Source organism: Erythrobacter sp. (assembly GCF_040217515.1).
Taxonomy (GTDB): Bacteria; Pseudomonadota; Alphaproteobacteria; order Sphingomonadales; family Sphingomonadaceae; genus Erythrobacter.
On record NZ_JAVJPT010000005.1, the window covers coordinates 104,085 to 129,084 of the forward strand.

Genomic DNA, 25,000 nt, shown 5'->3' on the forward strand with positions numbered 1-25,000 from the left:
CGCACATATGAAGTCCGCCCGTAGAAACACCTACGAAATTGCAGGAGGTGTGCTTGCCGCAGTTGCTGAACGACATCGCGTACAGGCAGTACGCCGGTGATCAGCGGCAGAACCGAGGGCCGGTGCCTTCCAGGTGGAAGTGATCGCGATGCGCGGCATTGTATTGGGGGCCGAGCACAGTGCCAAAGCGCTTGCAGGCGCTGCGATGGACGACGCGCAGGAATTCCCGCTCTGCCGCTGTCCCGTCGTTCCAATCGCCCGAGAGCGTGATGCGCCTGCCGTCTTCAAGCACGAATCCCGAGACGTCGATCGCTTCCGCCCGTGCGTGGGCCGAGCGGCGGTCGGTGCCCGCGACATTGCGGCAGGCATAGCTTCCCATGGTCTCGATGCGCATCAACGGGCTTCCGAGGATCTGGCGCGCGGCTCGGTCGACCCCGAAGCGTGCCCAGTCAGTGAAGGCCTTGGCCGTACCGCATTTCACCGGTCCGAGATTGCTGATCCCGAACATGCCGTCATCGCCGGACAGCGCCGATAGCCGGACCGTGCCGAGCTTGTTGCATCCAGGGGCCGCGTAAGTGTCGGGCAGCGGTTCGAAGCGAGCGCCGCTCGCACCGAGGTCGGCAATGCAGTTCGCGACTGGACCTGATGACCGGTAACCACGAGGAGCCGAAGCAAGCCTGTTGGCGGGCCGGGTGATGGGGGGAGGGCTGGTGGCCGACGATGCGCTGACTGCGGCACCGGGTGCGACCCCGGCCGGGGCAGGAATCACCGATCCGCAACTCGCCAGCGCAAGAGCGGCAAGCGGTGCCGATGCAAACCTGAAAAGGGTTAGCTTCCGTTTCATGATTAAGGGGTTTTGCCGAGCCTCGCTTAACGCAGCGGGAATCGGCATACCTAATCCGGGCTTAACCCTGTTTTCGGCTCACAAATCCGCCTTGCTATCGGGACGGACTGGGTGATGAACGCTTCGCGCCTGCGGGGTGGTGCCATTTCCTCGCCCGCTCAGGGCAGCTCATCTACGACCTGTTCCCATAGCTCGATCTTCACGCCGTTGGGGTCGAGGATCCAGGCAAACTTGCCATAGCCTTCGTCTGCGGTGTCGAGCACCTCGACCTTCGCCTGTCGGAGCTTTTCCACGAAGCCATCGAGGTCATGAACGCGCAGATTGATCATGAAGCCATGCTGGCCCGGCTCGATGTAGCTCGCATCCTCGAAATGGCTGATAAGCGAATAGGGATGCATCTTCGGTTCGGCCTCCCAGGCGAATTGCGGACCATAGGGGCCTTCGATGCCGAGCACCTCGCGATACCATGCGCGTGTCGCCGCCGGATCCCTAGCTATGTAGAATACGCCGCCGAGGCCCGTCACCCGCGGCTCTTCGACGTCGCTCATCCGCTCCTCCCGATTCGTGCCGGACGCGAGAGTGAAGGAGGCCGCGCAGTTTGGGAAGAGTCCTGTCCCGTCCGTGTTGCTCCCCTGTCGGCAGGCTATTCTGCCGGCGCCTGTGCCCGGGTCGCGGCGCTCTGGGTGGTTGCCTTGCTCACAACCACGATGGCGATCCATGCCGCGATGAATCCGGGCACGATCTCATAGAGCCCTTCGCCGCCCAGGAAGCTGGAATTCCACTCGAGCGCGATCCATGCACCCGCGACCAACGCCCCCGAGACCAGCCCTGCAACCGCGCCCGCCCCTGTCATCCCACGCCAGGTCAAGGCGAGGATGATGAGCGGGCCGAAGGCTGCACCGAAGCCTGCCCAGGCATTTGCCACCAAGCCGAGCACCTCGCTGGTCGGATCGCTGCCGATGATGATCGCGGCGATGGCGACCAGCGCGACGCAGATGCGCCCGACATTCACCGCCTCGCGCTCGCTCGCGTTCTTGCGCAGGAAAAGGCGGTAGAAATCCTCGGTCAGCGAAGAGGACGAGACGAGCAGTTGCGAGGAAATCGTGCTCATGATCGCCGCAAGAAGAGCGGCGAAGAGGAAACCGGTGATTGCGGGGTGGAAAAGCAGATCGGCCAGGACGATGAAAATCGTCTCGGGATCATCGACCACCAGCCCGTTGCGCTCCGCATAAGCGCGTCCCGCTAGCCCCATGCCAAGCGCTCCGGCGAGCGAGATCGCCATCCAGGAAAGGCCGACATTGCGCGCTGTCTTGACCTTTTCGACCGTGTCGATCGCCATGAAGCGCACGATGATGTGAGGTTGCCCGAAATAGCCCAGGCCCCAGGTCACCGCACTGATGAAGCCGAGAAAGGTGAGCCCTTCCGTGAGGCTCAGGAATCCCTCGACCGGCACGTCGCCGAGCGATCCTCCCGCATCGCCGCCGCTGCCGAACATCACGACCAGCGGCATGATGACAAGCGCGACCATCATGATCACGCCCTGGACGAAATCGGTCAGGCTGACCGCGAGAAATCCCCCGATCATGGTATAGGCAAGCACGATGCCGGCGGTGATCACGATGCCGAGCATGTAATCGCTCATGCCTACATCCGGCAGAAGGCCGGCGAAGGCGGTCTCGAACAGTTTGCCCCCGCCCACCAGCCCGGCGGCGGTGTAGACGGTGAAGAACACGACGATGACGATCGCCGAAACGACGCGCAATGTCGTGCCCTGGTCGGGAAAGCGATTGGCGAGGAATTGCGGGATCGTCAGGGCGTTGCCATAACTCTCTGTCTGCTCGCGCAGGCGCGGGGCTACGATGATCCAGTTCGCCACCGCGCCGAGGAACAGCCCGATCCCGATCCACGCCTCGACCAGCCCGGCCGCATAGAGCGCGCCGGGAAGGCCGAGCAGCAGCCAACCCGACATGTCGGATGCTCCGGCGGACAACGCCGCGACGGCGGGCGGCAGGTTGCGCCCGGCTAGCAGGTAGCCTTCGGAGTCCTCGGTCGACTTTTTCCAGGCGTAAAGCCCGATGCCGATCATCGCGATGAAATAGACGGCGAGAGAAACGAGCGTTGCTGTGTCCATGTTGCAGGTGCGTAACAAGCGCATTGCGCCATGGCCACAGCGGCGGGCAAATTCGCAAGGATTGCCAAGGACCCGCAGCAAGGCGCTGAAAATGTTTCGCGCATCCCCCGGCTCAGGAAATTATGCTGCGCCCGCGAAGAGACGCGCCGTGTCCCCGGCGGGGCGGGCCGAGCGGGCCGGGTGAAAAGAAACCGCTCGTTCACCGCACCGTCGTAGGCTTGCGGCCATGCCACGTACGACCACCCTCACCGACGCTTTTGCATTCTTCGGCGCGAGCACGCACAACATTCGCCAGGCTTGGTCAGCGGTGAGTCCCGATGGCCGGACAGTCGTCATCACCTTGTGGGACCACGAGCGTGCGGCTGATGGATCGGTCAACTACTTTGATCCTGCCAATCGCTGGCGATGGGAGAGGCGCTGGGGCAACAAGGAGCGCATCCGGCACCTGAAGCATGCGCTTGACAATTGCAGCGGACGCTTTCGCGTCGTTCGTGTCGTTGCGAAGGACCCTGACGCTGATTCCAAGACTATCCGTGACCGTATCGCGGATCCGGACACGGTCATGAAGATCACCGGATTCGATGCTGCAACCGGCGAATTCGCCGCTCGGCCGGTCTGATCGGCCTCCTCACACGTCCTTCTTGCGGCGGGCCTTCTTGCGGTCGTGCGGGTCGAGGATTGCCTTTCGCAGGCGGATCGACTGGGGCGTGACTTCGACCATCTCGTCGTCGTCGATATAGGCGATAGCCTGTTCCAGCGTCATCCGGCGCGGCGGGGTGAGGCGGATCGCGTCGTCCTTGCCCGAACTGCGGATATTGGTGAGCTGCTTTGATTTGAGCGGATTGACTTCGAGGTCCTCCGGCTTGGCGTTCTCGCCGATGACCATGCCTTCGTAGATCTTCGCCTGCGGCTCGATGAACAGTTCGCCGCGTTCCTCGAGCGCATTGAGCGCATAGGCTACCGCCTCGCCGCTGGTGTTCGAGATCAGCACGCCGTTGATGCGGCCCTCGATTGGTCCCTTATAGGGGCCGTATTTCTCGAACAGGCGGTTCATGATCCCGGTGCCGCGCGTATCGGAGAGGAATTCGCCGTGATAGCCGATCAGCCCTCGCGAAGGCGCGGAAAAGGTGATGCGGGTCTTGCCCTGGCCCGAGGGGCGCATTTCGGTGAGGTCGGCCTTGCGGCGCTGCATCTTCTCGACGACCGTGCCCGAATGCTCGTCGTCGACGTCGATGACGACGGTTTCGTAAGGCTCCGTTCGCTGGCCGTCCTCTTCGTCGAACAGAACGCGCGGGCGCGATATGCCAAGCTCGAAGCCCTCGCGGCGCATCGTTTCGATAAGCACGCCGAGCTGCAATTCCCCGCGCCCGGCAACTTCGAAGGAATCCTTGTCTTCGGCCTCTGTGACGCGGATCGCGACATTTGTTTCGGCCTCGCGCATGAGGCGGTCGCGGATGAGGCGGCTGGTTACCTTGTCGCCTTCGCGCCCGGCGAGCGGGCTGTCATTGACGGCGAAACGCATGGCGAGCGTGGGCGGGTCGATCGGCTGGGCGGCGATGGGCTCGCTCACCGTCGGTTCGGCGATGGTATTCGCGACGGTCGCCTTTTCGAGCCCGGCAAGCGCAATGATGTCGCCCGCCTTGGCGTTGTCGACGGGAACGCGCTCGAGCCCCCGGAAGGACAGCAGCTTGGTCGCGCGGCCGGTCTCCACAACGTTGCCTTCGCGATCGATGGCGTGGATCGGATCGTTCACCTTGATCGTGCCAGACTGGACCCTGCCCGTCAGCACACGGCCCATGAACGGATCGCGGTCAAGCAGGGTGGCGAGGAAGCTGAACTGGCCGGAGGTATCGAGATCGGGCGGGGGAACGTGCCTCACGATCAGTTCGAACAAGGGCTGGAGGCTGCCTTCGCGCGTATGTTCGTCGGGAGAGGCATAGCCATCGCGCCCGCTGGCGAAGAGAGAGGGAAAGTCGAGCTGTTCGTCCGTGGCATCGAGGCTGGCGAACAGGTCGAAGATTTCGTCCAGGACCGCCTGCGGGCGACCGTCGGGGCGGTCGATCTTGTTGACGACCACGATCGGGCGTAGGCCGAGCGCGAGCGCCTTGCCCGTCACGAACTTGGTCTGCGGCATCGCGCCTTCGGCGCTGTCGACGAGCAGGATGACGCCGTCGACCATCGACAGGATGCGTTCGACCTCGGCCCCGAAATCGGCGTGGCCGGGTGTATCGACGATGTTGATGCGCGTCGTTTCGCCACCGTCCTTCGGCGTCCATTCGACACTGGTGCATTTGGCGAGGATCGTGATCCCGCGCTCCTTTTCAAGATCGCCCGAATCCATCGCACGTTCATCCACCCGCTGGTTGTCGCGGAACGTGCCCGATTGGCGGAAGAGCTGGTCGACGAGCGTGGTCTTCCCATGGTCGACGTGAGCGATGATCGCCACGTTCCTGAGCGAACCTGAGCCGGTGGGTGAGGCGGACATTGATGAGGCTTTCGAAGAGGGGTTCAGGCAGGCCGGCCGACTGCTTTCGCGCGGTCCTTGGCCCGTGCCTGCGGGCCTTAGGCAGGGCGGGGGCCAAAAGCAATCGAAACCGGGGCTGGCGGAAGGGATGGACCGCGCGGCTGCCAGTGTGACTGGCCTGCAACATAAGATGCGCTTACCCCCTTATGCGAACGCCTCAATGCTTGTCGCCGAAAATGCGCTCGCCTATCAGCGACAGTATCAGTCCGGCGGGGGCGCGGTTTGGGACGCGGCTTCCGATAACAGGCCGGACCTGAATGGGTTCAAGAGAGAGGAACTTCCATGCGCTCCATCATGCCCGGCTCTGCCGGTTCGTACCGATTCACCCTGCTTGCAGGCGCCGCCGCCTTCGCTTTGGGCGCTCATGGCGCGGCCAGTGCGCAGGACCTGCCCGATTCCGACGATGCCGACGAGTTCGTTCTCGAAGACGACGTGCCCAGCGCACCGGAATCGAACAACCAGATCATCGTTACCGCTTCCAAGCGCGAGCAGACGCTGCAGGAAGTGCCGATCTCGGTGTCGGTCACCAGCGGGGAGACCATCGAGCAGGCGCAGATCCGCGACGTGCTCGACCTGCAGACTGTCACGCCTTCGCTGCGAGTGAGCCAGCTGCAGACCTCTTCGGCGACGACCTTCATCATTCGCGGTTTCGGCAACGGGGACAACAATTTCGGCATCGAGCCTTCGGTCGGCGTGTTCATCGACGGCGTGTTCCGCTCGCGTTCGGCAGGCGCTCTGGGCGACCTCAACAACGTGCAGCGGATCGAGGTGCTGAACGGCCCGCAGTCGACCCTGTTCGGTAAGAACGCATCGGCCGGTGTCATCTCGGTCGTCACGCGTGAGCCGCAATACGAATTCGGCGGCATGGTCGAAGCCGTTTACGGCAATTTCAACCAGGTCTTCCTGCGCGGCGACATCACCGGGCCGATTACCGACAACATCGCCTTCTCGCTCGACGGCACCTATCAGCGCCGCGACGGGTTCGGCGAGATCGTCAATCTCGACGAGGAGATCAACAACCGCAACCGCTGGTCCACACGCGGACAATTGCTGATCGAGCCGACCCCGGACTTCAAGATCCGCGCGATCGCCGATTACGCCCGGATCGACGAGATCTGCTGCCAGACCGCGACGCTTGTCGCCGGACCCACGGCAGGGGCGATCCAGGCGCTGGGCGGCCAGTTCAGCACCGATTTCTTCGCCTATGAGAACTTTCTCAATGTCGTGCCGGTCAACGAGAACGACAATTACGGCGGCTCGGTCCAGATGGACTACCAGGCCGGGCCGATCTCCATCACATCGATCACGGCCTATCGCGAGCTGAAGAACTTCTTCAACCAGGACATCGATTTCACCAGCGCCGACATCGCGACCGAAACGCGCGACCAGGAAGTGCAGACCTTCACCCAGGAAATCCGCGTCGCGTCCGATTTCGACGGGCCGTTCAACTTCCTGCTGGGCGGGTTCTATTTCGACGAGACGATCGAGCAGATCTCCTCTGTCGAGAATGGCAGCGATTTCCGAGGCTTTGGTGACCTGCTTGGTGGTGGTCCGGGGACGCTCAGTTTTGTCGAGCAGCAGCTCGGCCTGCCGCAGAATTCGATCCTGTCGACCCCGCTGCTGACCTCCGAAAACTTCCGGATGGAGAACACCTCATGGTCGATCTTCGGTACGTTCGACCTCGAACCGGTCGACGGGCTCGTGTTCACGGTCGGCTTCAACTACACCGATGACGAGAAGGAGTTCGCGCTTAGCCAGACGAGCTTCGACCCGCTCGCGCAGGTCAACCTGGTCGATGCCTTCATTGTCGGCGGCATCGCCCAGGCTTTGCAGATCCCGCCGGGCCAGGTGACACCCGACGTCATCAACGGCTTTGCGACCGATCCGGCGACCGCCCCGATCTTCGATCAGATTGCCGGCGCCGCGATCGATCCTGCGACGAACGCGCTGCTTCCCCTTGCCGGGTTGCAGTTTCAGCCGCCCTTCCTGTCGGTCCCGAACGCGGTGGAACCCGGGCGCACCAATGACGACGAACTGACCTACCTGCTGCGCGCGAGCTACCAGATCTCGCCCGAGGTCAACGTCTATGCAAGCTATGCGACCGGCTTCAAGGCGAGCTCGGTCAATCTCTCGCGCGACAGCCGCCCGCTGCTGGGCGACTACGTCCCGGGGCCGGGGCTTTCGACGATTCTCGCCCCGCCTTCGCCTATTCTCGATGCGGGGCTGGCAACGCCGAACCTGACGACGGGCTCGCGCTTTGCCGGGCCGGAAGAGGCGGAAGTCTACGAAATCGGCATGAAGGCGCAGTGGGAAGGCTTCGGCTTCAACCTCGCGCTGTTCGACCAGACGATCGAGGGCTTCCAGAGCTTCGCCTTCACCGGTCTCGGCTTTGCGCTTGCCAATGCGGGCGAACAGTCGGTGAAGGGCTTCGAATTCGATGCCACGATCAATCCGGTCGACGGGCTGGTCCTGACCTTCGCGACGACCTACCTCGACGCGCTCTACGACGATTTCACCGGCAGCCCGCTGGGCGATCTGACCGGTCAGCGTCCGGGCGGCATTCCCGAATGGGCGATCGCGACTTCGGCGACCTACACCCACGAATTCGACAGCGGCTCGCGGATCATCACCCGAGTCGACTACAACCACGAGAGCAACCAGGACATCAACAACGGCCTGCCGACCTTCAATGCGCAGCTCGGCAACACGCAGATTTTCCGTCGCGAAGTGAACCTGGTGAACGCGTCGGCGACGCTGGCCCTGAACAACGGCCTCGAGATCGGGGCCTTCGCCCGCAATCTGCTCGACGACCAATATATCCTGACCGTGTTCGACGGCGTTGCGCAGGCCGGGACCGTGTCGGGCTATCCGAGCCCGCCCCGCACTTACGGTGGGGTGGTCCGGTTCCGCTTCTGACCCAGGTCGATTCGACAAGTGAGAGGGCCTCGCGCGGCGGCGCGCGGGGCCCCTTTTTCGCGCAGAGCATCTATTGCGGTTGAATTATTCGGGGCCAGCGTCATCATGAGGGCGGAAAGGTCCGGCTTGGGGCCAGACTATCGGGGGACAATTTGACGATGGATTATGCCGGTTTCTGGATCCGCGTTCTGGCCTACCTGATCGATGCCGTGATCCTTGGCTTGATCTCGGCGGCGCTTGCGCTGCTATCCGGCGGAGCGGTCATCGACCTTGAAGCGCAGCAAAGCCTTGGCATAACGGACTTTCTCGGCCTGATCGTCGGACTTGCCTATTTCATTGGCTTCGAAGGGTCGCAGATGCAGGCGACGCCGGGCAAGAAAGTGCTTGGCCTGATTGTCACCGACATGCAGGGTCGGCGCATTTCCTATCCAAGGGCGGCGGGTCGTTATTTCGGCAAGATCCTGTCGGGCTTCATCCTGCTGATCGGCTATATCATGGTCGCCTTCACCGAAAAGAAGCAGGGCCTGCACGACCTGCTCGCTTCCACACTCGTGGTTAAAGGCCAGCCGGGCATGGTCGGCTATGATCCCAGCGTGTTCGAATAGGGTCTAGAGTTCGCGCAAAGCACGGGCGGGTTTCGCTCGCAGGAGCGGAAGCGAGCCGCCCAGCGCAAAGCCGAGCACCATGACAAGGCCGAGCCCGAGAACGCCGAATATCGCTCCCCAGTCAGGCAGCCAGTCGAATTCGAACAATTGCGTAATGACAACCCAGCCGAGCAGGCTGCCCAGACCGAGGGCAACGAGCGCGAGCGTGCCGGCGATGAAGCCGTATTCTGCCAGTTGCATCAGCAGTATCTGCCGCCTGCTTGCCCCCAGCACTCGCAGGACGACCGTGTCATAGGTGCGCGAAGCGCGCGCCGCCGCGATCGCCCCCATCAGCACGGCAAGCCCCGCCAGCACTGCGACCGCCGCAGCCGCGAGCGTGGCAAGACCGACCTGCCGCAGGATCGTGCGCGCCTCTCCCAGCACCTCGCCCACCTCGACCACCGACGACGATGGGAATTCCTGCACCAGCGCGCGCAGCAATTCGCCGCGCGCCTGCCGGTCGGCATCGTCGGGCAGGTCGATCGTCGCGGCGAGATTGTGCGGGGCATCGCTGATCGCATTGCGGCTGAAAACGAGCAGGAAGTTGAAACCCATGCTTTCCCAGTCGATTTCCCGAAGGTTGGCGACCCGGGCTGTCCGTTCGACTCCGAGAATACCGATCGTCAAATAGTCGCCCACCTCTAGATCGAGCGCTCGCGCGAACTCGGCGTCGATCGAAACGAGCGGCTCGCCATTGTGGAGCGGGCTCCACCATTCGCCCTCGACTACGCGGTTGCCCTGCGGCAGTCGGTCGGCATAGGTCAGTCCACGCTCTCCGCGCAGGCCCCAGGCACCTTCGGGCAACTCCTCGAGCTCCGCGACGCGCACCATGTCGCCTTCCGGGCCATAGGCCAGAACAGCGCCGCGCAAGGTCGGGACTGTGCGCAGGCCCGCCTCCGGAAAGCGCTCTTGCACCATGTCGAAGAAACCCGTCTCCTTCGCGGGCGGCACATCGAGCACGAAATAATCGGGTGCCTCACGTGGTACGCGGCTGTCGATATTTCCTTCGATCGCGCTTTGGATCGCGGCGAGCAGGACGAAGGCAGCAAGGCCGAATCCGAGCGCGGTGACCAGTGCCCCCGTCGGCGCGCCGGGACGATATATGTTGGCGAGTGCGCTGCGCAGGATCGGGTTGGCCGGGCGCGGCAATCGGCGCGCGGCGGCCTGGATTGCAAAGCCGAGCCCGGCGAGCAGCGCCAGCGCTGCGCCCGCCCCGGCAAGGAATCCGCCCGACAGGCGCGGCTCGTCGGTCGTGGCGAGAGCGAGCGCACAGATCGCGGCCAGCCCCGCTGCCGTCGCGCCGAGCGCGCGGCGATCGCGCGCGAGCGGGACGATCCGCGAACGCATCAACGCCATTGCCGGAAAACTCCTTGCCCGCAGCAGAGGCGCGGCGGCGAAGGCGAAAGCGACCAGCATTCCGTAAGATCCGGCGAGCAGCAGCGGCGCGGGTTCGATGATGAAACCGCCCTCGACCGGCAGCAACCCCTGCAGCGCGGCGCCGAGCAGCGGTGTTACGAGCACGCCCACTGCGAGCCCCGCAAGGCTGCCGATGAGCGCGGCGACCGCGATCTGCAGCGCATAGATCCGCACGATATCGCGCGAGGAGGCGCCAAGAACCTTGAAGGTCGCGATACTGGCACGACGCTGGTCGAGATAGGATGAGACACCGCCCGCGATCCCGATACCCGCAATCACCAGCGCGGCCAGACCCACGAGCGTGAGAAAATCGCTCATTTGCGCAACGAAACGGTCCGCGCCCGGCGAGGCGCTGTCCCGAGTGCGGAAATCGAACCCCGCATTGGGAAAAGCGTCGCTCAGTTTCTCCTCGACCGCCTCGGGATCGCGCGAGCGATCGCTGAAAGCGACGCGGTACTTGCTCTGGTAGAGCGCGCCCGGTTGCAGCAGGCCCGCGCGGCGCGGTACGTCCTCGGCGACGATCACGGTCGGGCCGAGCTGGAAGCCTTCGGACAAGCGGTCGGGCTCGTCCTCGATCACGCCGGCCGCAATCAGTTCGACGGTGCCGATGGTGAACCGATCGCCGACCTCGATGGCGAGCCGATCCATAGCTCCTTGCGCCAACCACGCCTCGTTGCCTCGCGGCGCGGCCTCTTCGCGCCCGTCCGCCAGCGTGAGCACACCGTAAAGCGGCCAGTTCGAATCAACAGCCTTGAGTTCGACCGGCGCCGCGTTTTCGACCGCGCTCGCCATGGCCTGCAATCGCGTGCCGCCCGAAATCGTGCCATAATCCGACAGAGCCGCGCGCTCTTCCCCGGTAAGGTCGCGCTGCCAGACCTCGATTTCCAGATCGCCACCGAGCAATTCCTGCCCGCTCGCGGCGAGTTCGCGCTCGATCGCTGCGGTCAGGGTCCCGATTGCGGCGAGCGCTGCAGTCCCGAGGAAGATGCACACCAGCAGCAGGCGCAGCCCCTTGAACCGGCCGTTGAGATCGCGCCGTGCGATCCGCCACGCCGCGCTCCAGGAGAGGCCTGCCGCCGCGCTCATGCCGCCTCGCCTGCGGCGGCCGCCTTCGTGTCGGAGACGATCCGGCCGTCGGCCATCGTCAGCACCCGCTCGCATCGCTTCGCCAGGGTTTCGTCATGGGTGATGATGAGCAGAGTTGCACCGGTTTCGGCGCGGCGGGCGAGGAGCAGGTCGACGATCTCCTCGCCGGTCGCGACGTCGAGATTGCCGGTGGGCTCGTCCGCAAAGATCAGTTCCGGGCGCGGTGCGGTGGCGCGGGCGATGGCGACGCGCTGCTGCTCGCCGCCCGAGAGCTGCGTCGGATAATGGCCGGTGCGATGGCCCAGTCCGACCGCTTCGAGCTCGGCGACTGCTCGTTCGCGCGCATCGTCCGCTCCGGCAAGTTCCATTGGTGTCGCGACGTTTTCGGCCGCAGTCATGGTCGGAAGGAGGTGGAAGGCCTGCAGCACGATCCCGATCCGTCCCCGGCGCGCGGCGGCGAGGCCGTCTTCGTCGAGCGCGGTGAAATCCGCCCCCGCGACATCGAGGCTGCCGCCGCTCGCCCGCTCGAGGCCCGAAAGCACGGCCATGAGCGAGCTCTTGCCCGAACCGGAGGGGCCGAGCAGTGCGACCACCTCGCCGCGCGCAATGTCGAGATCGATGCCGCGCAGGATATCGACGGGCTTGCGGTCGGAACCGAGAGTGAGGGTGAGATTGCGGGCGGTGAGGGCGAGGGAAGGGCTTGTCACGCGGGCTCGATGGCATAGGTGGGAAAGGCAAACAAGATACGCGAGGGCGAGCGGGAATGATGCTTTGGCAGGTGATGGGCAGAATTGCGGGAGCGGGTCTGCTGGCGCTGGCTCTGGCAGGATGCGGCGGAGAGGCGACCGAGGACACCACGGTCCCGCCCGCTTCGGGCGCGGCGCGCACGCCCGCGGCCGACGAACCCCCGCCGATCCCGGTCATGGGCCCCGAGCGCGACATCCTTGCTTTCGGTGACAGTCTTTTCGCGGGCTATGGGCTGGAAGAGGGCGAAAGCTATCCCGCGCGGCTCGAGACGGCGCTGCGAGCGAGGGGGGTGAATGCCGATATCGCCAATGCAGGTGTGTCGGGCGACACGACCGCGGCGGGTCGGCAAAGGCTCGCCTTTACGCTCGATGCGCAGGACGAGAAACCCGATCTCGTCATTCTCGAACTTGGCGGTAATGACATGCTGCGCGGGCTTTCTCCCGCCGAGACGCGCGCGAACCTTGGCGCGATGCTTGATGAGCTGGCGCGCCGGGAGATACCTGTTCTCCTGATGGGCATGCGTGCTCCGCCCAATTACGGGCCCGAATACCAGCGGGATTTCGATGCGATCTACGCCGATCTGGCCAAGGAGTATGGGGCCGAGCTCGTGCCGTTCTGGCTTGAATCGATCTACGAGAAGCCGAGCCTGTTCCAGGCTGACCGCATACACCCGACGCGCGAGGGGATCGAACAGCTGGTCGACGCGACCTTGGGTGACGTGCGCGCAGCGCTGCCCGAGGAGGATCAGGGGTAGGCCGGCTTGGCTAGAGCGGTTCGATCGCACCGCCCGCGACTTTCCAGACCGCCGCTTCGCTGGCGATTTCGCTGAAGGCGGCGATTTCGGTCCCGGTCATCCACACTTGGGCGCGGCCCGCGCCAAGCCGCCGGAACAGTTCCGCCCGGCGCACCGGATCGAGATGGGCGGCGACCTCGTCCAGCAGCAGCACGCTCGGGCGCCCTGCGGCGGAAAGCACGCTCTGGGCGAGGGTGATGGCAATCAGCATCGCTTTCTGCTCACCAGTCGAGCAGGCCGCAGCCGGCTGGCCGGGCGATCCGTCGCTGCGCATCATCGTCACGCCGAGCTCGTCACGATGCGGACCCGCGAGCGCCCGGCCCGCCGCGCGATCGCGCGCGCGCCCGCGTACCAGCGTCGCGGCCAAGTCGTCGCGCACAGTCGGGCCTCCGGGGCGATAGGCGAGGATCGGGCGCGCGAACGGCTCGGGAGGCAGTGCGGAGAGTTCTTCGCCTAGACGCGAGACCAGGCGGGCGCGAGTCGCTGAAACTTGTGTGCCCGCATCGGCAAGCTGCGCCTCGACCGCGTCGAGCCAGCGCGCGTCTCTTCCTTCCTCGAGCAGGCGATTGCGCTCGCGCAGCGCCGCTTCGAGCTGGCCCACCGCTCTGGCATGTCCCGGCTCGATGGCGAGCGCCATCCGGTCGACGAAGCGACGCCGCGCGCCCGCGCTGTCGGTAAACAGGCCGTCCATCGCCGGAGTGAGCCAGCTGACGGCGTGCCATTCGGACAGCGCGGCGGCGGTCGCTTCGGCCCCGTTGATCCGCACCAGCCGGCGCCCCGGCTGCTCGCGCTTCGTATAGGTGCCCAGCCGGGCGGAGACCTGCTCCTGCTCCACGAGGTTCGCGCCGATCGCGAAGGGGCGCTTGACTTCCTCGGCACGCTCGCGCCGGGCGAGATCGGCAATTTGCGCCCGCCTCAGGCCTCGTCCGGGGGCCAGCAGCGATATTGCTTCGAGCACGTTGGTCTTGCCCGCCCCGTTCGGCCCCACCAGCAGGTTGAAATGCGCGGTTTCGACCAGCTCACTATGGGCGTGGTTGCGGAAGTCCTGAAGGGTGATCCTGGCAAGCGGCATGGGCGTTGCGCGGCGCTTAGCACGGTGCCTGCGAAAGACCATAGCGCGCGCACCGCAAGGCGCTATCCCAAGAGGTGGCGAAATTCCCCAAGCTTTCGGAAAGCTGAATGGATCCCCTGCCGTTCCGTAGAAGGTGAAGCCTGGTATTACGCCCTTTCTCAAGTTTGGCACGCCTCCTGCTGCCCGATGAGTGTCCCCCCGATGGGGTCATGCAAACACTCAGACTGGAGATAGAGACATGCTGACCGAAACCCTTAACCGCTTCACCGCCGCCGCCTTCTCGCTGTTCGCGACGGCCACCTTACTCGCCTATGCGATCCTTCCCGCCAGCCCCTCGTTGATGGCGTGATCGTTTTTCCCGACCCTTTGATGATGAAAGAAAACGCCATGTTCCGCAGCAAATTCGCCAACCAGCTCACAGCAGCCGCTTTCTCGGTGATCCTGTCCGCCTCGCTACTCGCCTACGCCATCGTCCCGGCCAGCCCCGGCCTCGCCTGATCGCGGCGGTGCTTGAAACCCTCCTGCAAACCGCGCAAAACCAAGGGAAAGACAATGTATACCTTCTTTGATCAGGCCGGACGCGGAACGCAGCGCGCTCTCGCAGTGGCCGGGTCGCTGATCGTGACCGTGTTTTTGATGGCCTCGGCGAACGTGCCGACGGGGCCCTTCGTCCCTCTCTTCACAGGAGTTCTCGCATGAACAAGATCACTCGCAACAATGGCGGAGGCCAGCCGGGTTTCCGCCTCGACAAGCGTAATGCGAAGCTTGCCGGCGTATGCGGCGGGATCGCGGATTACGCCAACGTCGACGCCACGATCGTGCGGATCGCCTTCGTCGTGGGAGCCTTCTTCAGCCTGGGCACGGCGGCGCTGATCTATCTCGCGATCGCTCTCATCGCCGACTGACCTCGCGGCACCGAAACCGGCTGCACGGTTTTCGTTCCTCGAGGCCCGTGGGCAGGAGGGTCCAGTCAACCGAAACCAGGCCGGGAGGGGCGCTTTTCGCCGCTCCTTTTCTCACATCGCCGAAATGCCGCCATCGAGCTTGATCTCGGCCCCGGTCATGAAACGACTTTCATCGCTCGCCAGGTAGACCACCGCATTGGCGATATCGTTCGGCTCGCCCACGAATTTGAGCGGGATCTGCCGCGCGAGCTTGTCCATCAGCACGTCCTTGTCGAGCGCGTGCGCCTTCGCGGTCCCGTCGAGGATCGGCGTGTCGACGAAAGTCGGATGGACCGAATTGCAGCGGATCTGCATGTTCTTCTTCGCGCAATGGAGCGCGATCGATTTCGACAGCATCCACACCGCCGCCTTGGTCGAATTATAGGCGGGCATTGTATCGCTCGCGATGAGGCCGGCAATGCTCGAGATGTTGACGATCGATCCCGGAGCGTGTTCGCGCATCAGCGGCAGGGCCTTCTGGCAGCCGTGGAAGATCGAATCCACATTCACCGAATAGCAGCGCTTCCAGTCGTCGAAGGTGCAGTCCTCGATACTACCAGCCACGCCAATCCCGGCATTGTTGACCAGCACGTTGAGGCCGCCAAGGTCATTACGAGCTGCATCCACCGCCGCTTCCCACTGGGCGGGGTCGGTCACGTCATGGGCGATGGCGAAGGCGGTCCCTGTGCCCATTTCGGCATTGATGATCGACGCGGTTTCCTCGGCACCGGCGCCGTTGACATCGGTCGCCAACACGCGCGCGCCTTCCTGCGCGAGCCGGATGCAATGCGCTCGGCCGAGGCCCTGCGCCCCGCCCGTGACCAGGGCCAGCTTGCCCTCGCAACGTTTCGTCATGTCAGTTTCTCTCCCAGGAAGCCCGGTGTCATGAGCATCGCTATGCGAACGTCGACCGCATGGCCTGCTTCGCGCCACTTCGCAACGTAATCGGCAAGGCCGGATAACGGCACGCGGTGTACGACGATGTTCTCGTCCGACACGCCGCCGCCTTCGCTCACCTTTTCGAGATCGGTCGCGCGCAACAAGGTGAAGCATTCCGAGACCATGCCGGGCGATGAATAGAACTCGCCGAGCACCTCCAGTTTCCCGGCGCGGTAGCCGGTTTCCTCCTCGAGTTCGCGCGCGGCGGCATCGATCGCCTGCTCGTTTTCGCTACCGTCATCGTCGCCCACGAGCCCGGCGGGAATCTCAAGACAGAAGCGCGAGAGCGGCACGCGATACTGGCTGACGAGGATGACATGGCGCGTGCCGTCCGCATCCTCGTCCAAAGCGAGCAGGGCCGCTGCACGGATGCCGCGCGCGCGGCCGACATATTCCCAGCGCCCCCGCGTCTTTGCCGTGAGGAAGCGGCCCTCCCAGCGGACCTCCTCCGGCAGGTCGGCATCACGATCCCTTTCGAACGAGGCGAATCCGTAATTGCTTTCCGTCATGCGGCGCGGGCCTAGACTTCGATCAGCCGGTCGGGAAGCTCGTTTTCGTCATCATCGGCGCGCGGGAAGTGCTGGGCGAGGACAAAGCCGACATCGCGCACGCCCACCGCGAGGCCTTCGGCGACTCGCCCTGCCGCAATTTGCTCGAGCATGTCGCCCATCGCCTCTCCCCAGACTTCCGGCTCGACCTTTTCCGCGATCGGGCGGTCGGCGACGATCTCGGCCCGGTGTTCGCTCATGGACAGGTAGATGAGGACCCCGGTGCGGCCATGGGTCCGGCCCTCGGCACCGACCTTGAACTGCCGCTGCGCCATTGCGTGGACCCGCGCGGTGCGAACCGGAGCGGGCACGAGCAGCCATTTGACCGGCTCCCACAATTGCACTGCCCAAGCGAGCGCGAAGGCGATGAGGCCGAGCCCGATCGTCATGCTCGCAAGTTCGCCCGTTGTCCATTCGTGGCTCCACCCGCCGATGAGGCTGTCCCACAGGTCCAGGAAGGGTAGGGGCAGGGCCGCGAACAGGCTCATCGCGGTAAAGGCCGCACCCGCCGCCCAGAGCAGAGCGATATCCGTGTAGTCGTCGGACCGTTCGGCAAGGACGGTCACGATTTCGCCCGAGGTGTGCATCTCCGCCTCGGCGACCGCATCGCTGACGCGCTTGTGACCGGCTTCGTCGAGATAGGCCATTTGGCTACCACCCCCCGGAGGCGCCGCCGCCCCCGAATGAACCGCCGCCGCCGGAAAAGCCCCCGCCGCCGAAACCGCCGCCGCCGAAACCGCCACCGAAGCCGCCTCCGCGCCCGCCGCCCAGCGCGCCGCGGGCGATGGCCGTGCCGACTTCCCACAGGATGATGTCGCGCGCGGTCCTGCCCCAGCCGCCCCCATAATCGTCGTCGTCATCGTCACGGTCGCCCCATGGACCCTTGCCCCGGGCGCGATATTTCCGGCGTCGGCCCGAGCGGATGATGGGCAGGACGAAAAAAATGAACATGAAAACGAGCCAGATCAGCATGCCGACCGGAAAACCGCCATCCTTCTCGTTCGCCTCGCCCGCTTCCCTCGCGATCCGGGCCGCTTCGTCGGGGGGGAGTTTCAACACCTCGATGATCGCATCGGTGCCCGCGACGATCCCACCGGCATAATCGCCGTCGCGAAATGCCGGCACGATCTGGTTCTCGATAATGAGTTTCGAGACCGCGTCGGTCAGCCAGCCTTCGACGCCATAGCCACTGGCGATATGAACGCGCCGTTCGTTCGGCGCGACGAGCAGCAGCGCCCCGTCATTGCGCTCCGCATCGCCAAGGCCCCAGTCGCGTCCGAGCCGGTAGCCGTAATCGGCAATTTCGTAGCCTTGGAGATCGCTCACCGTCGCGACGACGAGCTGGCGCTGCGACTGCGCCTCGAGTGCAGCGAGCTTCTGCGTGAGCTGCGCTTCGACATCGGGCGGGATGATGTTCGCTTGGTCGACCACGCGCCCGGCGAGGGGCGGGAAATCCTGCGCGGCGAGGGGCGCAGCAATCAGGGCAAGCAGGGCAGCAAGGAGCAAAAGTATCCGTCTCATGAAAGGCTTCGCCCCGAGTTTTCGCTATCGCTTTCCACCGCCTGGTCGAGCTTTGCCTCCAGTGCGTCCAAACCTGCGCGCATTCCCTCTTCCCAGCGCCCATCCTTGAAAAAAGGCGCGACCGACGAACCGATCGCTTGTTCGACCTGTTCGGCCAGAACGCGCTTCTCCCGCTCGGACACCACGTCTTCGATAGCGGTGCCTTCCGGCAGGTCGACGGGAGTGTAAAGCGCGCCTGAGAATTCACGTTCCGTGGGAGCGATCAGGAACACGACCCAGTGCGCCCGGATCTTGTCCGCTCCGCTCATGAGATCGCCGACCGTTTCCGCGACCACCGCCGAGTCTGCGCCCTCAAGGCTGGGCACGGTCATCAACAGTATCGAGACCTGAGCGCGATCCTCAATGCGGGCGATACGGGAATTGGTCCGTTCTTCGAACGCTTCCGAAAAAATCTCCGCACCGTCTGCAATCGCCCCGTCAAACTCCAAGCTGATCTTCTGCGCGGCGAGCGGGACAGCCGAGGCGGACGCGAGCAGCGTCCCCGCCAGCGCGAACATGAGGGCCGGCAAGCGTGACACGCCGGCTCAGTTGCTCGTCATGTCGATCGAAGGCGCAACCTCGGCGCCTTCGGTCACCGCCGAGTAGGGCACCATCGGCTCGGCACCGTGGATGATGTTCGCGCCGATCGTATCGGGGAAAGTGCGGATCGTGGTGTTATACTGACGAACCGCCTCGTTGTAGTCGCGGATTGCCACCGCAATGCGGTTTTCCGTGCCTTCGAGCTGGCTTTGCAGCGCGATGTAATTCTGGTTCGACTGGATCTGCGGATAGGCCTCGAAACTGGCGAGCAGGCGGCCGATGCCCTGCCCCAACTGGCCCTGCGCGGCGGCGAAGCTTTCCATCTTGGCCGGATCGTTGAGGTCCTCGGCGGAGACGTTGACGCTTGTCGCTCTGGCGCGCGCTTCGGTGACTTCGGTCAGGATCGAACGCTCGTTCTCTGCCGCGCCTTGCGCAACTTCGACCAAGTTGGGAATGAGGTTCGCCCGGCGCTGGAACTGCGCCTCGACGTCGGCCCATTTGGCCTTGGCGGTTTCTTCCGCTGCCGGAACCGAATTGATGCCGCAGGCGGCAAGGCTGAGCGCGGCCATGGCGGCAAGCGCGCCGCGTGCGATATTCTTGATCGTCATCGAAATCCCTCCGGATGGCGCGGCCGTGCTGTGCATGGAGCACGCGCGAACAAACCTGTATTGTCGATATAGCACACCGCGCCCACGCTTCAAGATTTGCGCGCGCTGGGAAGGGCAAGGCGCGCAGTCACTTTAAATTCATGATCGCAGCGCTATATGACCTGTGTCGGAGCGATCCGACTATGACGATAAAGTGCAGCGTGCAATAGGCACAACGGACCCGGGGGCAGTACCCGGCGGCTCCACCATAAACCCTGATACTTCAGGGGTTTCTGACGGGGCCGAACCAGGATCGACGTGGGCTGAAAAGCGTTGTTTTCGTCCGGGCTGAGTAACCCGTTAAAGGCTCAAATCCATAAGTGCCAACGATAACGAAGCACTCGCTCTTGCTGCGTAATTCTAGGGCCTAGCGGCCTGAATTTACAAAGCTAAAGCGCGGTTGGACCCACCGGGCAACAGAAGCGGATTCCGGGGGCCCGGGGGAGCCTAGCAACAGAATCCCCCACCTTCATTCATCCCTTCATCGGGGAGGCTGCTCTGTCTCGAATGGCTCTATCGTGCTGCGGGCTGGCCGCGCTTTTGATGCTTCCGGTGGCCGCGCTCGCGCAATCGCAACCCGAGAGCCGCGAGTCCTATCTTGCACGGCTGCGCGATGTCTGCGCGCCCGGTTGCCTGCCCCCACGCGAAACCTTGCGAAGCGCCCGCAAGCGTCGTGCCAGCGAAACGGGCGAAATCGCCGCGATCCTCGACATCCGCGAAGTGAGCCGCGAAGGCGACAGCTTTCGTCTCCATACCATGGCGCCGGTCGAGGCTGATTATTTCGACATGCAGCAATTCGACTTCGGGATGCCCCAGACCCGCAGTCGTCCGCTTACCAGCGTCAACGACATTATCGTCGCTTTCGATGAAGAGACCTTTGCCGACCTTTTGGACTTTCCGCAGAGGCCGCGCGAGGTCAGTGCCGGTGGAGAAGCGACCGGTCCGAACGGCGACATCGTCGTTGAGGGAGAGCGCGGCGAAACGGCAGAGCGTCCCACACTGGAGGCGCTTAGGAACCTGCTGCGCGGGCGGCGCATTGCCGTGCGCGGGGAGCCTGTCCTCACCCCGGTTTTTGTCGGGGCCCGGCGCGATTTCCGGCGCAAGCGGTTGACGATCGAGTTGGGCAATGCCGACGACCTGGTGATGCTGCCGCGCTATGACGAAAACGGCAAGCCGATCCTCGAAGGACCGCTTGCTGGTCTTGCTGCGCCCTGAGCCGCCGGGTCCGCGCCGACTTTCTCGAAACTTCGGGCCCCTGCTTCCGTTGATGGGGTTCAAGACGCTGCGCTCCGCCATCCAAGGCGGGCATAGTGCGCGGCGTAATGGAGGAGATACGAGAAATGAAACGACTGCTGAGATACACCGCCATTCCGGCACTCGCCGCACTTGCGGCATGTGGCCCGGATTCGCAACGCGAGGAAATGGGCGATCGGCTTGAAGAACGCGCCGACGCGATTGAGGATGTTGGCAATGACCGTGCAGAAGCCCTCGAGGAGCGCGCCGACGAGGCCGATACCGATGCACGCGAAGACATGCTCAACGAACGCGCCGAAGAAGTGGACGACATCGGCGATGAGGCTGCCGACAGCGTCAACGAGGTCGCCGACGAACTTGAATGATCAGGCTAAGGTCGAGAGAAGGGCTCCTGCGCTCCCGTGCGCCGGGGCCTTTTTCTTGCGCGCATACCCATCGGGAGCCTCGCAGGGAGAGGGATAAAGCGTCGCGCCGACCTGTCGCCGATATTATTTGGCCCCGGCCTCTTCGCCCGCATTGCCATCGTCGCCGCGCGCTTCGGCCAGTTCCTTCTCGAGCCTCAGGCAGTCAAGAATCTTTGCCCCGGCGAGAAAGACCGCACCGCTGGTCGCAAGAAACAGAAGCTGGCCGAAAATGCCGGGATATTCGGAGAGATAGGCCGCACCACGGGTCATCGCCCCGAGCGCGAGCGCATAGATGATCAGGAAGGCTTCGAACCTGTTCTTGATCACGAACAGCCTTCCGATCTTTTGCAGCATCGTCTCTCCCTTCCGTTAACTTGTCTTGTGCAAGCCACATGCCAAGCACGCGGCCCTGCCCGAGAGGCTGGTTAACATGCTTGCGAGTGTAAGCGCAGGCGACAGGGCAGGGCAAACGCGTTAACCATGATCAGGCGAGCTGCGAGAGGTCGAGCGCGTCCAGCAGTGCATGACGCGCGGCAATCACGTCGCGGGCGAGCGATTCCCGGCCGATATCGCGGGGGTCGATCTGTTCTGGCCAGTGAGCGGCGATGACCTGCCCGATTCCATCCGCCTTTTCCTCGTCGAGGAGAAAGCGTGAGTCCACGCTGGCAGGATCGCACACGACGCGCAGGCGCAGGCAGGCGGGGCCACCGCCATTAGCCATGCTCTGTCGGACATCGACAGGGATTACTTCGCGGATCGGGCCGTTCGATGCCATCAGCGCCTCGCAATATTGCCAGACCGATGCGCTCTCGCGGCACTCCTCTGGAACGATGAGCGCCATTCCGCCTGAAGGCAGGGTCAGGAGCTGGGCGTTGAAAAGATAGGTGCGGATTGCCTCCTCGAGGCTGACTTCGCTGGCCGGGACCTCGACCACCTCGAGCGGCGGGAAGGCCGCCCGGATCGCGTCGTAGGCCCTTCCGCGCTCGGCGAAGGCCTGTTCGTGAGCGAACAGAACCCGCCCGTTCGCTACCGCCACGACATCGTTGTGAAACGCTCCGGCGTCGATTGCCTCCGGGCTCTGTTCGACAAAGACGCATCTCGTCCGATCGAGCCGGTGCGCACGGGCGACAAGGCGGCTTGCCTGTTCATGCTGGCGCGCGGGAAAGCGGCCACCGGGACGGCCGTAGACAAACACTTCGACCCCGGCCTCACCGTGGTTCTCGCACAGCCGCATGTGATTGGCCGCTCCCTCGTCGCCGAAGCTGGGCGGGACGGGATCGTGAACCGCGAAATGCGCGCTATCGGCGAAGGCGAGGTCAAGCTGGCGTTTCGTGTCGGGCCATTCCTGCGCCCGGTGCAGCATGGTGACGAGGTTGGCAGGCGTCAAATGACAGCGCCCGTCGGCGGTGTCGGGGGCGGGGGAGACGGTCGCGGCATTGGCTGTCCACATGCTCGAGGCCGACCACGGTGCGGCCCGCAACGCAGGATCCTCGCTCCCGTCCAGCACAAGCCGTTCGGCGAGCGGGGTATTCGGCCGGGGCAGGGGCAGAAGAAAACCCTGAACGCCCAATCGCGCGAGATTGCCGCGCATCTTGGCGAGCCCCTGCAGCGCCGCGGCGCGGGGAAAGGACGGCTCGCCCCGGTGGTCGGCGCTCGCAATATTGCCGAGGCTGAGGCCCGCATAATTGTGCGAGGGGCCAACGATACCGTCGAAATTGATTTCGACGAGCTTGCTCATCGCGCGACGCTCCAGACCTCGTCGCCTTCGCCGACATCGAGCGCGTCCGCCGCCGCGCTGTCGATGGCAATGGTGAAACCGCTTTCCGCATCGCCCGACAGCGCCCGCGCGCCATAGCAGGCGCGAAAAGTTTCGAGCCGTCCGGTGGCGAGGATCGCGCGCTCGCCTGCGGCAAGGTCGACGTCCGCCACCGCCGCGCAAACGCTGTTCTTCACGCTGGTCACCTCGTCGGTGCGCGCGATCATGGTCGGTCCGCCGTCGAAGATGTCGACATAGCCTTCATAGCTGAAGCCCTCGTTTTCCAGCATCCGCATCGCCGCGCGCCCTGTGGGGTGAGGCACGCCGATGACGCTGCGCGCATCATCGCCTAGCATGGCGACATAAACCGGGTGCTTGGGCATCAGGTCGGCGATGAACTGATTGCCGTTGATCGCGTTGAAATAGTCCGCTTCCTGGAAGCTCATCCCGAAGAAGCGTCCCGCCACCCCGTTCCAGAAAGGCGATCCGCCGCGCTCGTCGATGATGCCGCGCAACTCGGCGAGCAGCTTGTCGGCAAACCGCGTGCGGTGCATCGCGATGAACAGATAGCGTGCGCGGGCGAGTAGCAGGCCGAGCCCGCCGGCGCGCTCGTTCGGATGGAGGAACAGCCCACCGACCTCGGCGAAGCCTTCGAGATCCGTGACGAGGCTCAGCATCTCGGCGCGCACGGTGCGGTCGAGTTCCTTGGAATACTGGGTCAACGTGTTGAGGCGATAGGAGTAGAACGGCCAGCGCTGACCGACCTGCGTCATCAGCTGGCTCGTGCCGCGCACCGCGCCGGTTTCGTGGTTCTCGAGCACCAGCACGAATTGTTCGGCGGTGAGATCCTGCGAAGTGTTGGCGAAAGCTCCGGCTGCGGCGTCAAGCTTCGTCCCCAGCGCCTTACGGTCCGGTGGAAGGTTGGTGAACCCGCCGCCGGTGAGTTTCGCCATCTCGTAAAGGTGTTCGAGATCGTTCGGGCGTGCGGCGCGCAGGCGGAATGTCACCGGGAGTCTCCTTCGCCCGATCCCTGTTCTCCCAGCGCGCCTTCGGCAAGCCGTTCGATCACCCGGGCGGAAAGCGCCGCGCGTTCGGCGAGGCTGGGCACGATCAGGAATTCGTCCGCAGAATGGATCGCGCCCCCACGCACGCCCATCGTGTCCACCACCGGGACCCCGCAGGCGGCGATATTGTTGCCGTCGCACACGCCGCCGGTCGATTTCCAGCGAATGTCCTGACCCAGTTCGGCCCCGCATTCGCGCACCAGGTCGAACAGCGCCTGGGCGCGCGTGTCGACCGGCTTGGGCGGGCGCGTGACGCCGCCATGGCGATGGACGGCGACATCGTGCGCGGACGCGATCTCGGCGAGAAGGTCGTCCAGCGCCGCATCGAAGCCCTCCATCGCACCGGTGGATTTCGGGCGGATGTTAAATCGCAGCAGGGAATGGTCGGGCACGACATTGTTCGGGCCGCCGCCTTCGAGCCGTGCCGGGTTCACGGTGATATCCTCGCGCTCCATACGTTTAAGCCGCATGATGAGGTCGGCCGCCGCGACGATCGCGTTCCTGCCGTCCTCGGGGTTGCGCCCGGCATGGGCGGACCGGCCCTTGACCGTGATCGAGTAGTTGCCCGTGCCTCCGCGTTCGTGGGCGAGCGTTCCGTCGGGAAGCGCGGCGGGTTCGTAGGTAAGGGCGGCGAGCTTGCCGGCCGCCATTTCTGCGATGAGAGGGGCGCTGGCGAGCGATCCGGTCTCCTCGTCGGAATTGATCATCACATCATAGCCGAGCGAGGAGGCCGCGCTGTCTTGTTCAAAGGCAAGCAAGGCATGGAGCATCACCGCGATCCCGCCCTTCATGTCGGCGACCCCGGGGCCGTTCAGCGTTTCGTCGTCCAGCCAGCGCTGCTCCTGAAACGGATGGTCGGGCGGGAAGACGGTATCCATGTGGCCGGTCAGCACGATGCGCCGGTTCGCGCCGGGTCTCACGCGGATTACAAGATGCTTTCCGTTGGCCTTCTCGTATTCGCGCCCGTCGCCTGCAATAGCCGTGACCGGCGCGGGGTCGACCAGCTCGACAGTGCCGGGCAGGGCCGAAAACGCTTCGGCGAGCATGTCGGCCTGCCGGGCGAGCCCTTCGAGATTGCCGGTTCCCGTGTTGATCGCGCTCCACGCCTCGACCTGTTCGAGCATGGCGGCGGCATCGATTACGGGAGAGGTTCGCATGTCCATTCCCGCTC

General features: G+C 64.5%; 26 protein-coding genes and 1 other RNA gene. 10 read left to right on the plus strand and 17 right to left on the minus strand.

The genetic code is table 11. From position 1 onward, the window contains the following. Nucleotides 1-100 precede the first annotated feature (100 nt). The 3 genes from RIB52_RS06410 to putP all read right to left on the minus strand — a co-directional run bounded on the left by RIB52_RS06410 (nucleotide 101) and on the right by putP (nucleotide 2,975). Complete coding sequence (locus RIB52_RS06410) at nucleotides 101-892, minus strand: extensin family protein (RefSeq protein WP_502879485.1); 792 nt, start codon at nucleotides 890-892, stop codon at nucleotides 101-103. Between the two features lie 110 nt (nucleotides 893-1,002). Next, the gene (locus RIB52_RS06415) at nucleotides 1,003-1,392 is read right to left on the minus strand and encodes a VOC family protein (RefSeq protein WP_350174109.1); all 390 of its coding nucleotides are present in this window, start codon (nucleotides 1,390-1,392) and stop codon (nucleotides 1,003-1,005) included. A gap of 95 nt (nucleotides 1,393-1,487) precedes the next feature. Further along, the gene (gene putP / locus RIB52_RS06420; RefSeq protein WP_350174111.1) at nucleotides 1,488-2,975 is read right to left on the minus strand and encodes a sodium/proline symporter PutP; all 1,488 of its coding nucleotides are present in this window, start codon (nucleotides 2,973-2,975) and stop codon (nucleotides 1,488-1,490) included. 226 nt (nucleotides 2,976-3,201) lie between these two features. Here putP and RIB52_RS06425 point away from each other — a divergent pair, with 226 nt between their 5' ends. Next, nucleotides 3,202-3,594 carry a hypothetical protein gene (locus RIB52_RS06425; protein WP_350174113.1) on the plus strand — a complete coding sequence of 131 codons (393 nt, stop codon included), beginning with the start codon at nucleotides 3,202-3,204 and terminating at the stop codon, nucleotides 3,592-3,594. A 9-nt stretch (nucleotides 3,595-3,603) separates the two neighbouring features. Here RIB52_RS06425 and typA read toward each other — a convergent pair whose 3' ends face one another. Then, nucleotides 3,604-5,460 carry a translational GTPase TypA gene (typA, locus tag RIB52_RS06430; RefSeq protein ID WP_350174115.1) on the minus strand — a complete coding sequence of 619 codons (1,857 nt, stop codon included), beginning with the start codon at nucleotides 5,458-5,460 and terminating at the stop codon, nucleotides 3,604-3,606. Between the two features lie 321 nt (nucleotides 5,461-5,781). On the opposite strand from typA, the gene RIB52_RS06435 reads away from it, so the two are divergent. Continuing rightward, the gene (locus tag RIB52_RS06435) at nucleotides 5,782-8,415 is read left to right on the plus strand and encodes a TonB-dependent receptor (protein WP_350174117.1); all 2,634 of its coding nucleotides are present in this window, start codon (nucleotides 5,782-5,784) and stop codon (nucleotides 8,413-8,415) included. Nucleotides 8,416-8,573: 158 nt separating this feature from the next. Further along, on the plus strand, nucleotides 8,574-9,020 hold the full coding sequence (locus RIB52_RS06440; protein WP_350174119.1) for an RDD family protein: 447 nt from the start codon (nucleotides 8,574-8,576) through the stop codon (nucleotides 9,018-9,020). Between the two features lie 3 nt (nucleotides 9,021-9,023). Here the strand turns inward: RIB52_RS06440 and RIB52_RS06445 are convergent, their stop codons facing one another. Together RIB52_RS06445 and RIB52_RS06450 are read right to left on the minus strand one after the other, a co-directional pair. Next, nucleotides 9,024-11,561, minus strand: a complete 2,538-nt coding sequence (locus RIB52_RS06445; protein WP_350174121.1) for an ABC transporter permease — start codon at nucleotides 11,559-11,561, stop codon at nucleotides 9,024-9,026. Next, nucleotides 11,558-12,268, minus strand: coding sequence for an ABC transporter ATP-binding protein (locus tag RIB52_RS06450; protein WP_350174123.1), 711 nt, complete (start codon nucleotides 12,266-12,268; stop codon nucleotides 11,558-11,560). The genes RIB52_RS06445 and RIB52_RS06450 overlap by 4 nt, the downstream gene beginning before the upstream one ends. 56 nt (nucleotides 12,269-12,324) lie before the next feature. On the opposite strand from RIB52_RS06450, the gene RIB52_RS06455 reads away from it, so the two are divergent. After that, the gene (locus tag RIB52_RS06455; RefSeq protein ID WP_350174125.1) at nucleotides 12,325-13,062 is read left to right on the plus strand and encodes an arylesterase; all 738 of its coding nucleotides are present in this window, start codon (nucleotides 12,325-12,327) and stop codon (nucleotides 13,060-13,062) included. Nucleotides 13,063-13,072: 10 nt separating this feature from the next. Here RIB52_RS06455 and recF read toward each other — a convergent pair whose 3' ends face one another. Then, nucleotides 13,073-14,173 (minus strand): DNA replication/repair protein RecF, encoded by a 1,101-nt coding sequence (gene recF, locus RIB52_RS06460; RefSeq protein WP_350174127.1) that lies wholly within the window; start codon nucleotides 14,171-14,173, stop codon nucleotides 13,073-13,075. Between the two features lie 238 nt (nucleotides 14,174-14,411). Between recF and RIB52_RS06465 the strand changes: the two genes are divergently transcribed. The 3 genes from RIB52_RS06465 to RIB52_RS06475 all read left to right on the plus strand — a co-directional run bounded on the left by RIB52_RS06465 (nucleotide 14,412) and on the right by RIB52_RS06475 (nucleotide 15,078). Next, nucleotides 14,412-14,522, plus strand: a complete 111-nt coding sequence (locus RIB52_RS06465; RefSeq protein ID WP_350174129.1) for an enoyl-CoA hydratase — start codon at nucleotides 14,412-14,414, stop codon at nucleotides 14,520-14,522. A 38-nt stretch (nucleotides 14,523-14,560) separates the two neighbouring features. Continuing rightward, a complete protein-coding gene (locus RIB52_RS06470; protein WP_350174131.1) occupies nucleotides 14,561-14,671 on the plus strand; it encodes an enoyl-CoA hydratase in 111 nt (36 codons plus the stop codon). 197 nt (nucleotides 14,672-14,868) lie between these two features. Then, the gene (locus tag RIB52_RS06475) at nucleotides 14,869-15,078 is read left to right on the plus strand and encodes a PspC domain-containing protein (RefSeq protein ID WP_350174133.1); all 210 of its coding nucleotides are present in this window, start codon (nucleotides 14,869-14,871) and stop codon (nucleotides 15,076-15,078) included. A 111-nt stretch (nucleotides 15,079-15,189) separates the two neighbouring features. On the opposite strand, the gene RIB52_RS06480 is transcribed toward RIB52_RS06475, so the two are convergent. Genes RIB52_RS06480 through RIB52_RS06505 form a run of 6 tightly spaced genes read right to left on the minus strand, consistent with a single transcriptional unit; the run spans nucleotide 15,190 to nucleotide 19,312 of the window. Beyond that, entirely contained in the window at nucleotides 15,190-15,972 is a 783-nt protein-coding gene (locus RIB52_RS06480; RefSeq protein WP_350174135.1) for an SDR family oxidoreductase, read from the minus strand. Beyond that, on the minus strand, nucleotides 15,969-16,565 hold the full coding sequence (locus RIB52_RS06485) for an NUDIX hydrolase (protein ID WP_350174137.1): 597 nt from the start codon (nucleotides 16,563-16,565) through the stop codon (nucleotides 15,969-15,971). The genes RIB52_RS06480 and RIB52_RS06485 overlap by 4 nt, the downstream gene beginning before the upstream one ends. Before the next feature lie 11 nt (nucleotides 16,566-16,576). Beyond that, nucleotides 16,577-17,251, minus strand: a complete 675-nt coding sequence (locus RIB52_RS06490; protein WP_350174139.1) for a TPM domain-containing protein — start codon at nucleotides 17,249-17,251, stop codon at nucleotides 16,577-16,579. A gap of 4 nt (nucleotides 17,252-17,255) precedes the next feature. Then, complete coding sequence (locus RIB52_RS06495) at nucleotides 17,256-18,125, minus strand: TPM domain-containing protein (RefSeq protein WP_350174141.1); 870 nt, start codon at nucleotides 18,123-18,125, stop codon at nucleotides 17,256-17,258. Continuing rightward, entirely contained in the window at nucleotides 18,122-18,682 is a 561-nt protein-coding gene (locus tag RIB52_RS06500; RefSeq protein WP_350174143.1) for a TPM domain-containing protein, read from the minus strand. The genes RIB52_RS06495 and RIB52_RS06500 overlap by 4 nt, the downstream gene beginning before the upstream one ends. Before the next feature lie 27 nt (nucleotides 18,683-18,709). Beyond that, the gene (locus RIB52_RS06505) at nucleotides 18,710-19,312 is read right to left on the minus strand and encodes a LemA family protein (protein WP_350174145.1); all 603 of its coding nucleotides are present in this window, start codon (nucleotides 19,310-19,312) and stop codon (nucleotides 18,710-18,712) included. 127 nt (nucleotides 19,313-19,439) lie between these two features. On the opposite strand from RIB52_RS06505, the gene ssrA reads away from it, so the two are divergent. The 3 genes from ssrA (at nucleotide 19,440) to RIB52_RS06520 (ending at nucleotide 20,970) form a co-directional block, all read left to right on the plus strand. Further along, nucleotides 19,440-19,782: a transfer-messenger RNA gene (gene ssrA / locus RIB52_RS06510) on the plus strand. A 76-nt stretch (nucleotides 19,783-19,858) separates the two neighbouring features. Continuing rightward, entirely contained in the window at nucleotides 19,859-20,566 is a 708-nt protein-coding gene (locus RIB52_RS06515; RefSeq protein ID WP_350174147.1) for a hypothetical protein, read from the plus strand. 95 nt (nucleotides 20,567-20,661) lie between these two features. Next, nucleotides 20,662-20,970: a hypothetical protein gene (locus RIB52_RS06520; RefSeq protein ID WP_350174149.1), complete on the plus strand. Its 309-nt coding sequence runs from the start codon at nucleotides 20,662-20,664 to the stop codon at nucleotides 20,968-20,970. A gap of 123 nt (nucleotides 20,971-21,093) precedes the next feature. Here RIB52_RS06520 and RIB52_RS06525 read toward each other — a convergent pair whose 3' ends face one another. From RIB52_RS06525 to RIB52_RS06540, 4 genes are all read right to left on the minus strand, one after another. Beyond that, on the minus strand, nucleotides 21,094-21,363 hold the full coding sequence (locus RIB52_RS06525; RefSeq protein ID WP_350174150.1) for a hypothetical protein: 270 nt from the start codon (nucleotides 21,361-21,363) through the stop codon (nucleotides 21,094-21,096). A 130-nt stretch (nucleotides 21,364-21,493) separates the two neighbouring features. Continuing rightward, nucleotides 21,494-22,747: an N-succinylarginine dihydrolase gene (locus tag RIB52_RS06530; RefSeq protein ID WP_350174151.1), complete on the minus strand. Its 1,254-nt coding sequence runs from the start codon at nucleotides 22,745-22,747 to the stop codon at nucleotides 21,494-21,496. Beyond that, nucleotides 22,744-23,772, minus strand: coding sequence for an arginine N-succinyltransferase (locus tag RIB52_RS06535; RefSeq protein WP_350174152.1), 1,029 nt, complete (start codon nucleotides 23,770-23,772; stop codon nucleotides 22,744-22,746). The genes RIB52_RS06530 and RIB52_RS06535 overlap by 4 nt, the downstream gene beginning before the upstream one ends. Next, nucleotides 23,769-24,992, minus strand: a complete 1,224-nt coding sequence (locus tag RIB52_RS06540) for a hydrolase (protein ID WP_502879487.1) — start codon at nucleotides 24,990-24,992, stop codon at nucleotides 23,769-23,771. Before RIB52_RS06540 ends, RIB52_RS06535 begins: the two co-directional genes overlap by 4 nt. Nucleotides 24,993-25,000: the final 8 nt, after the last annotated feature.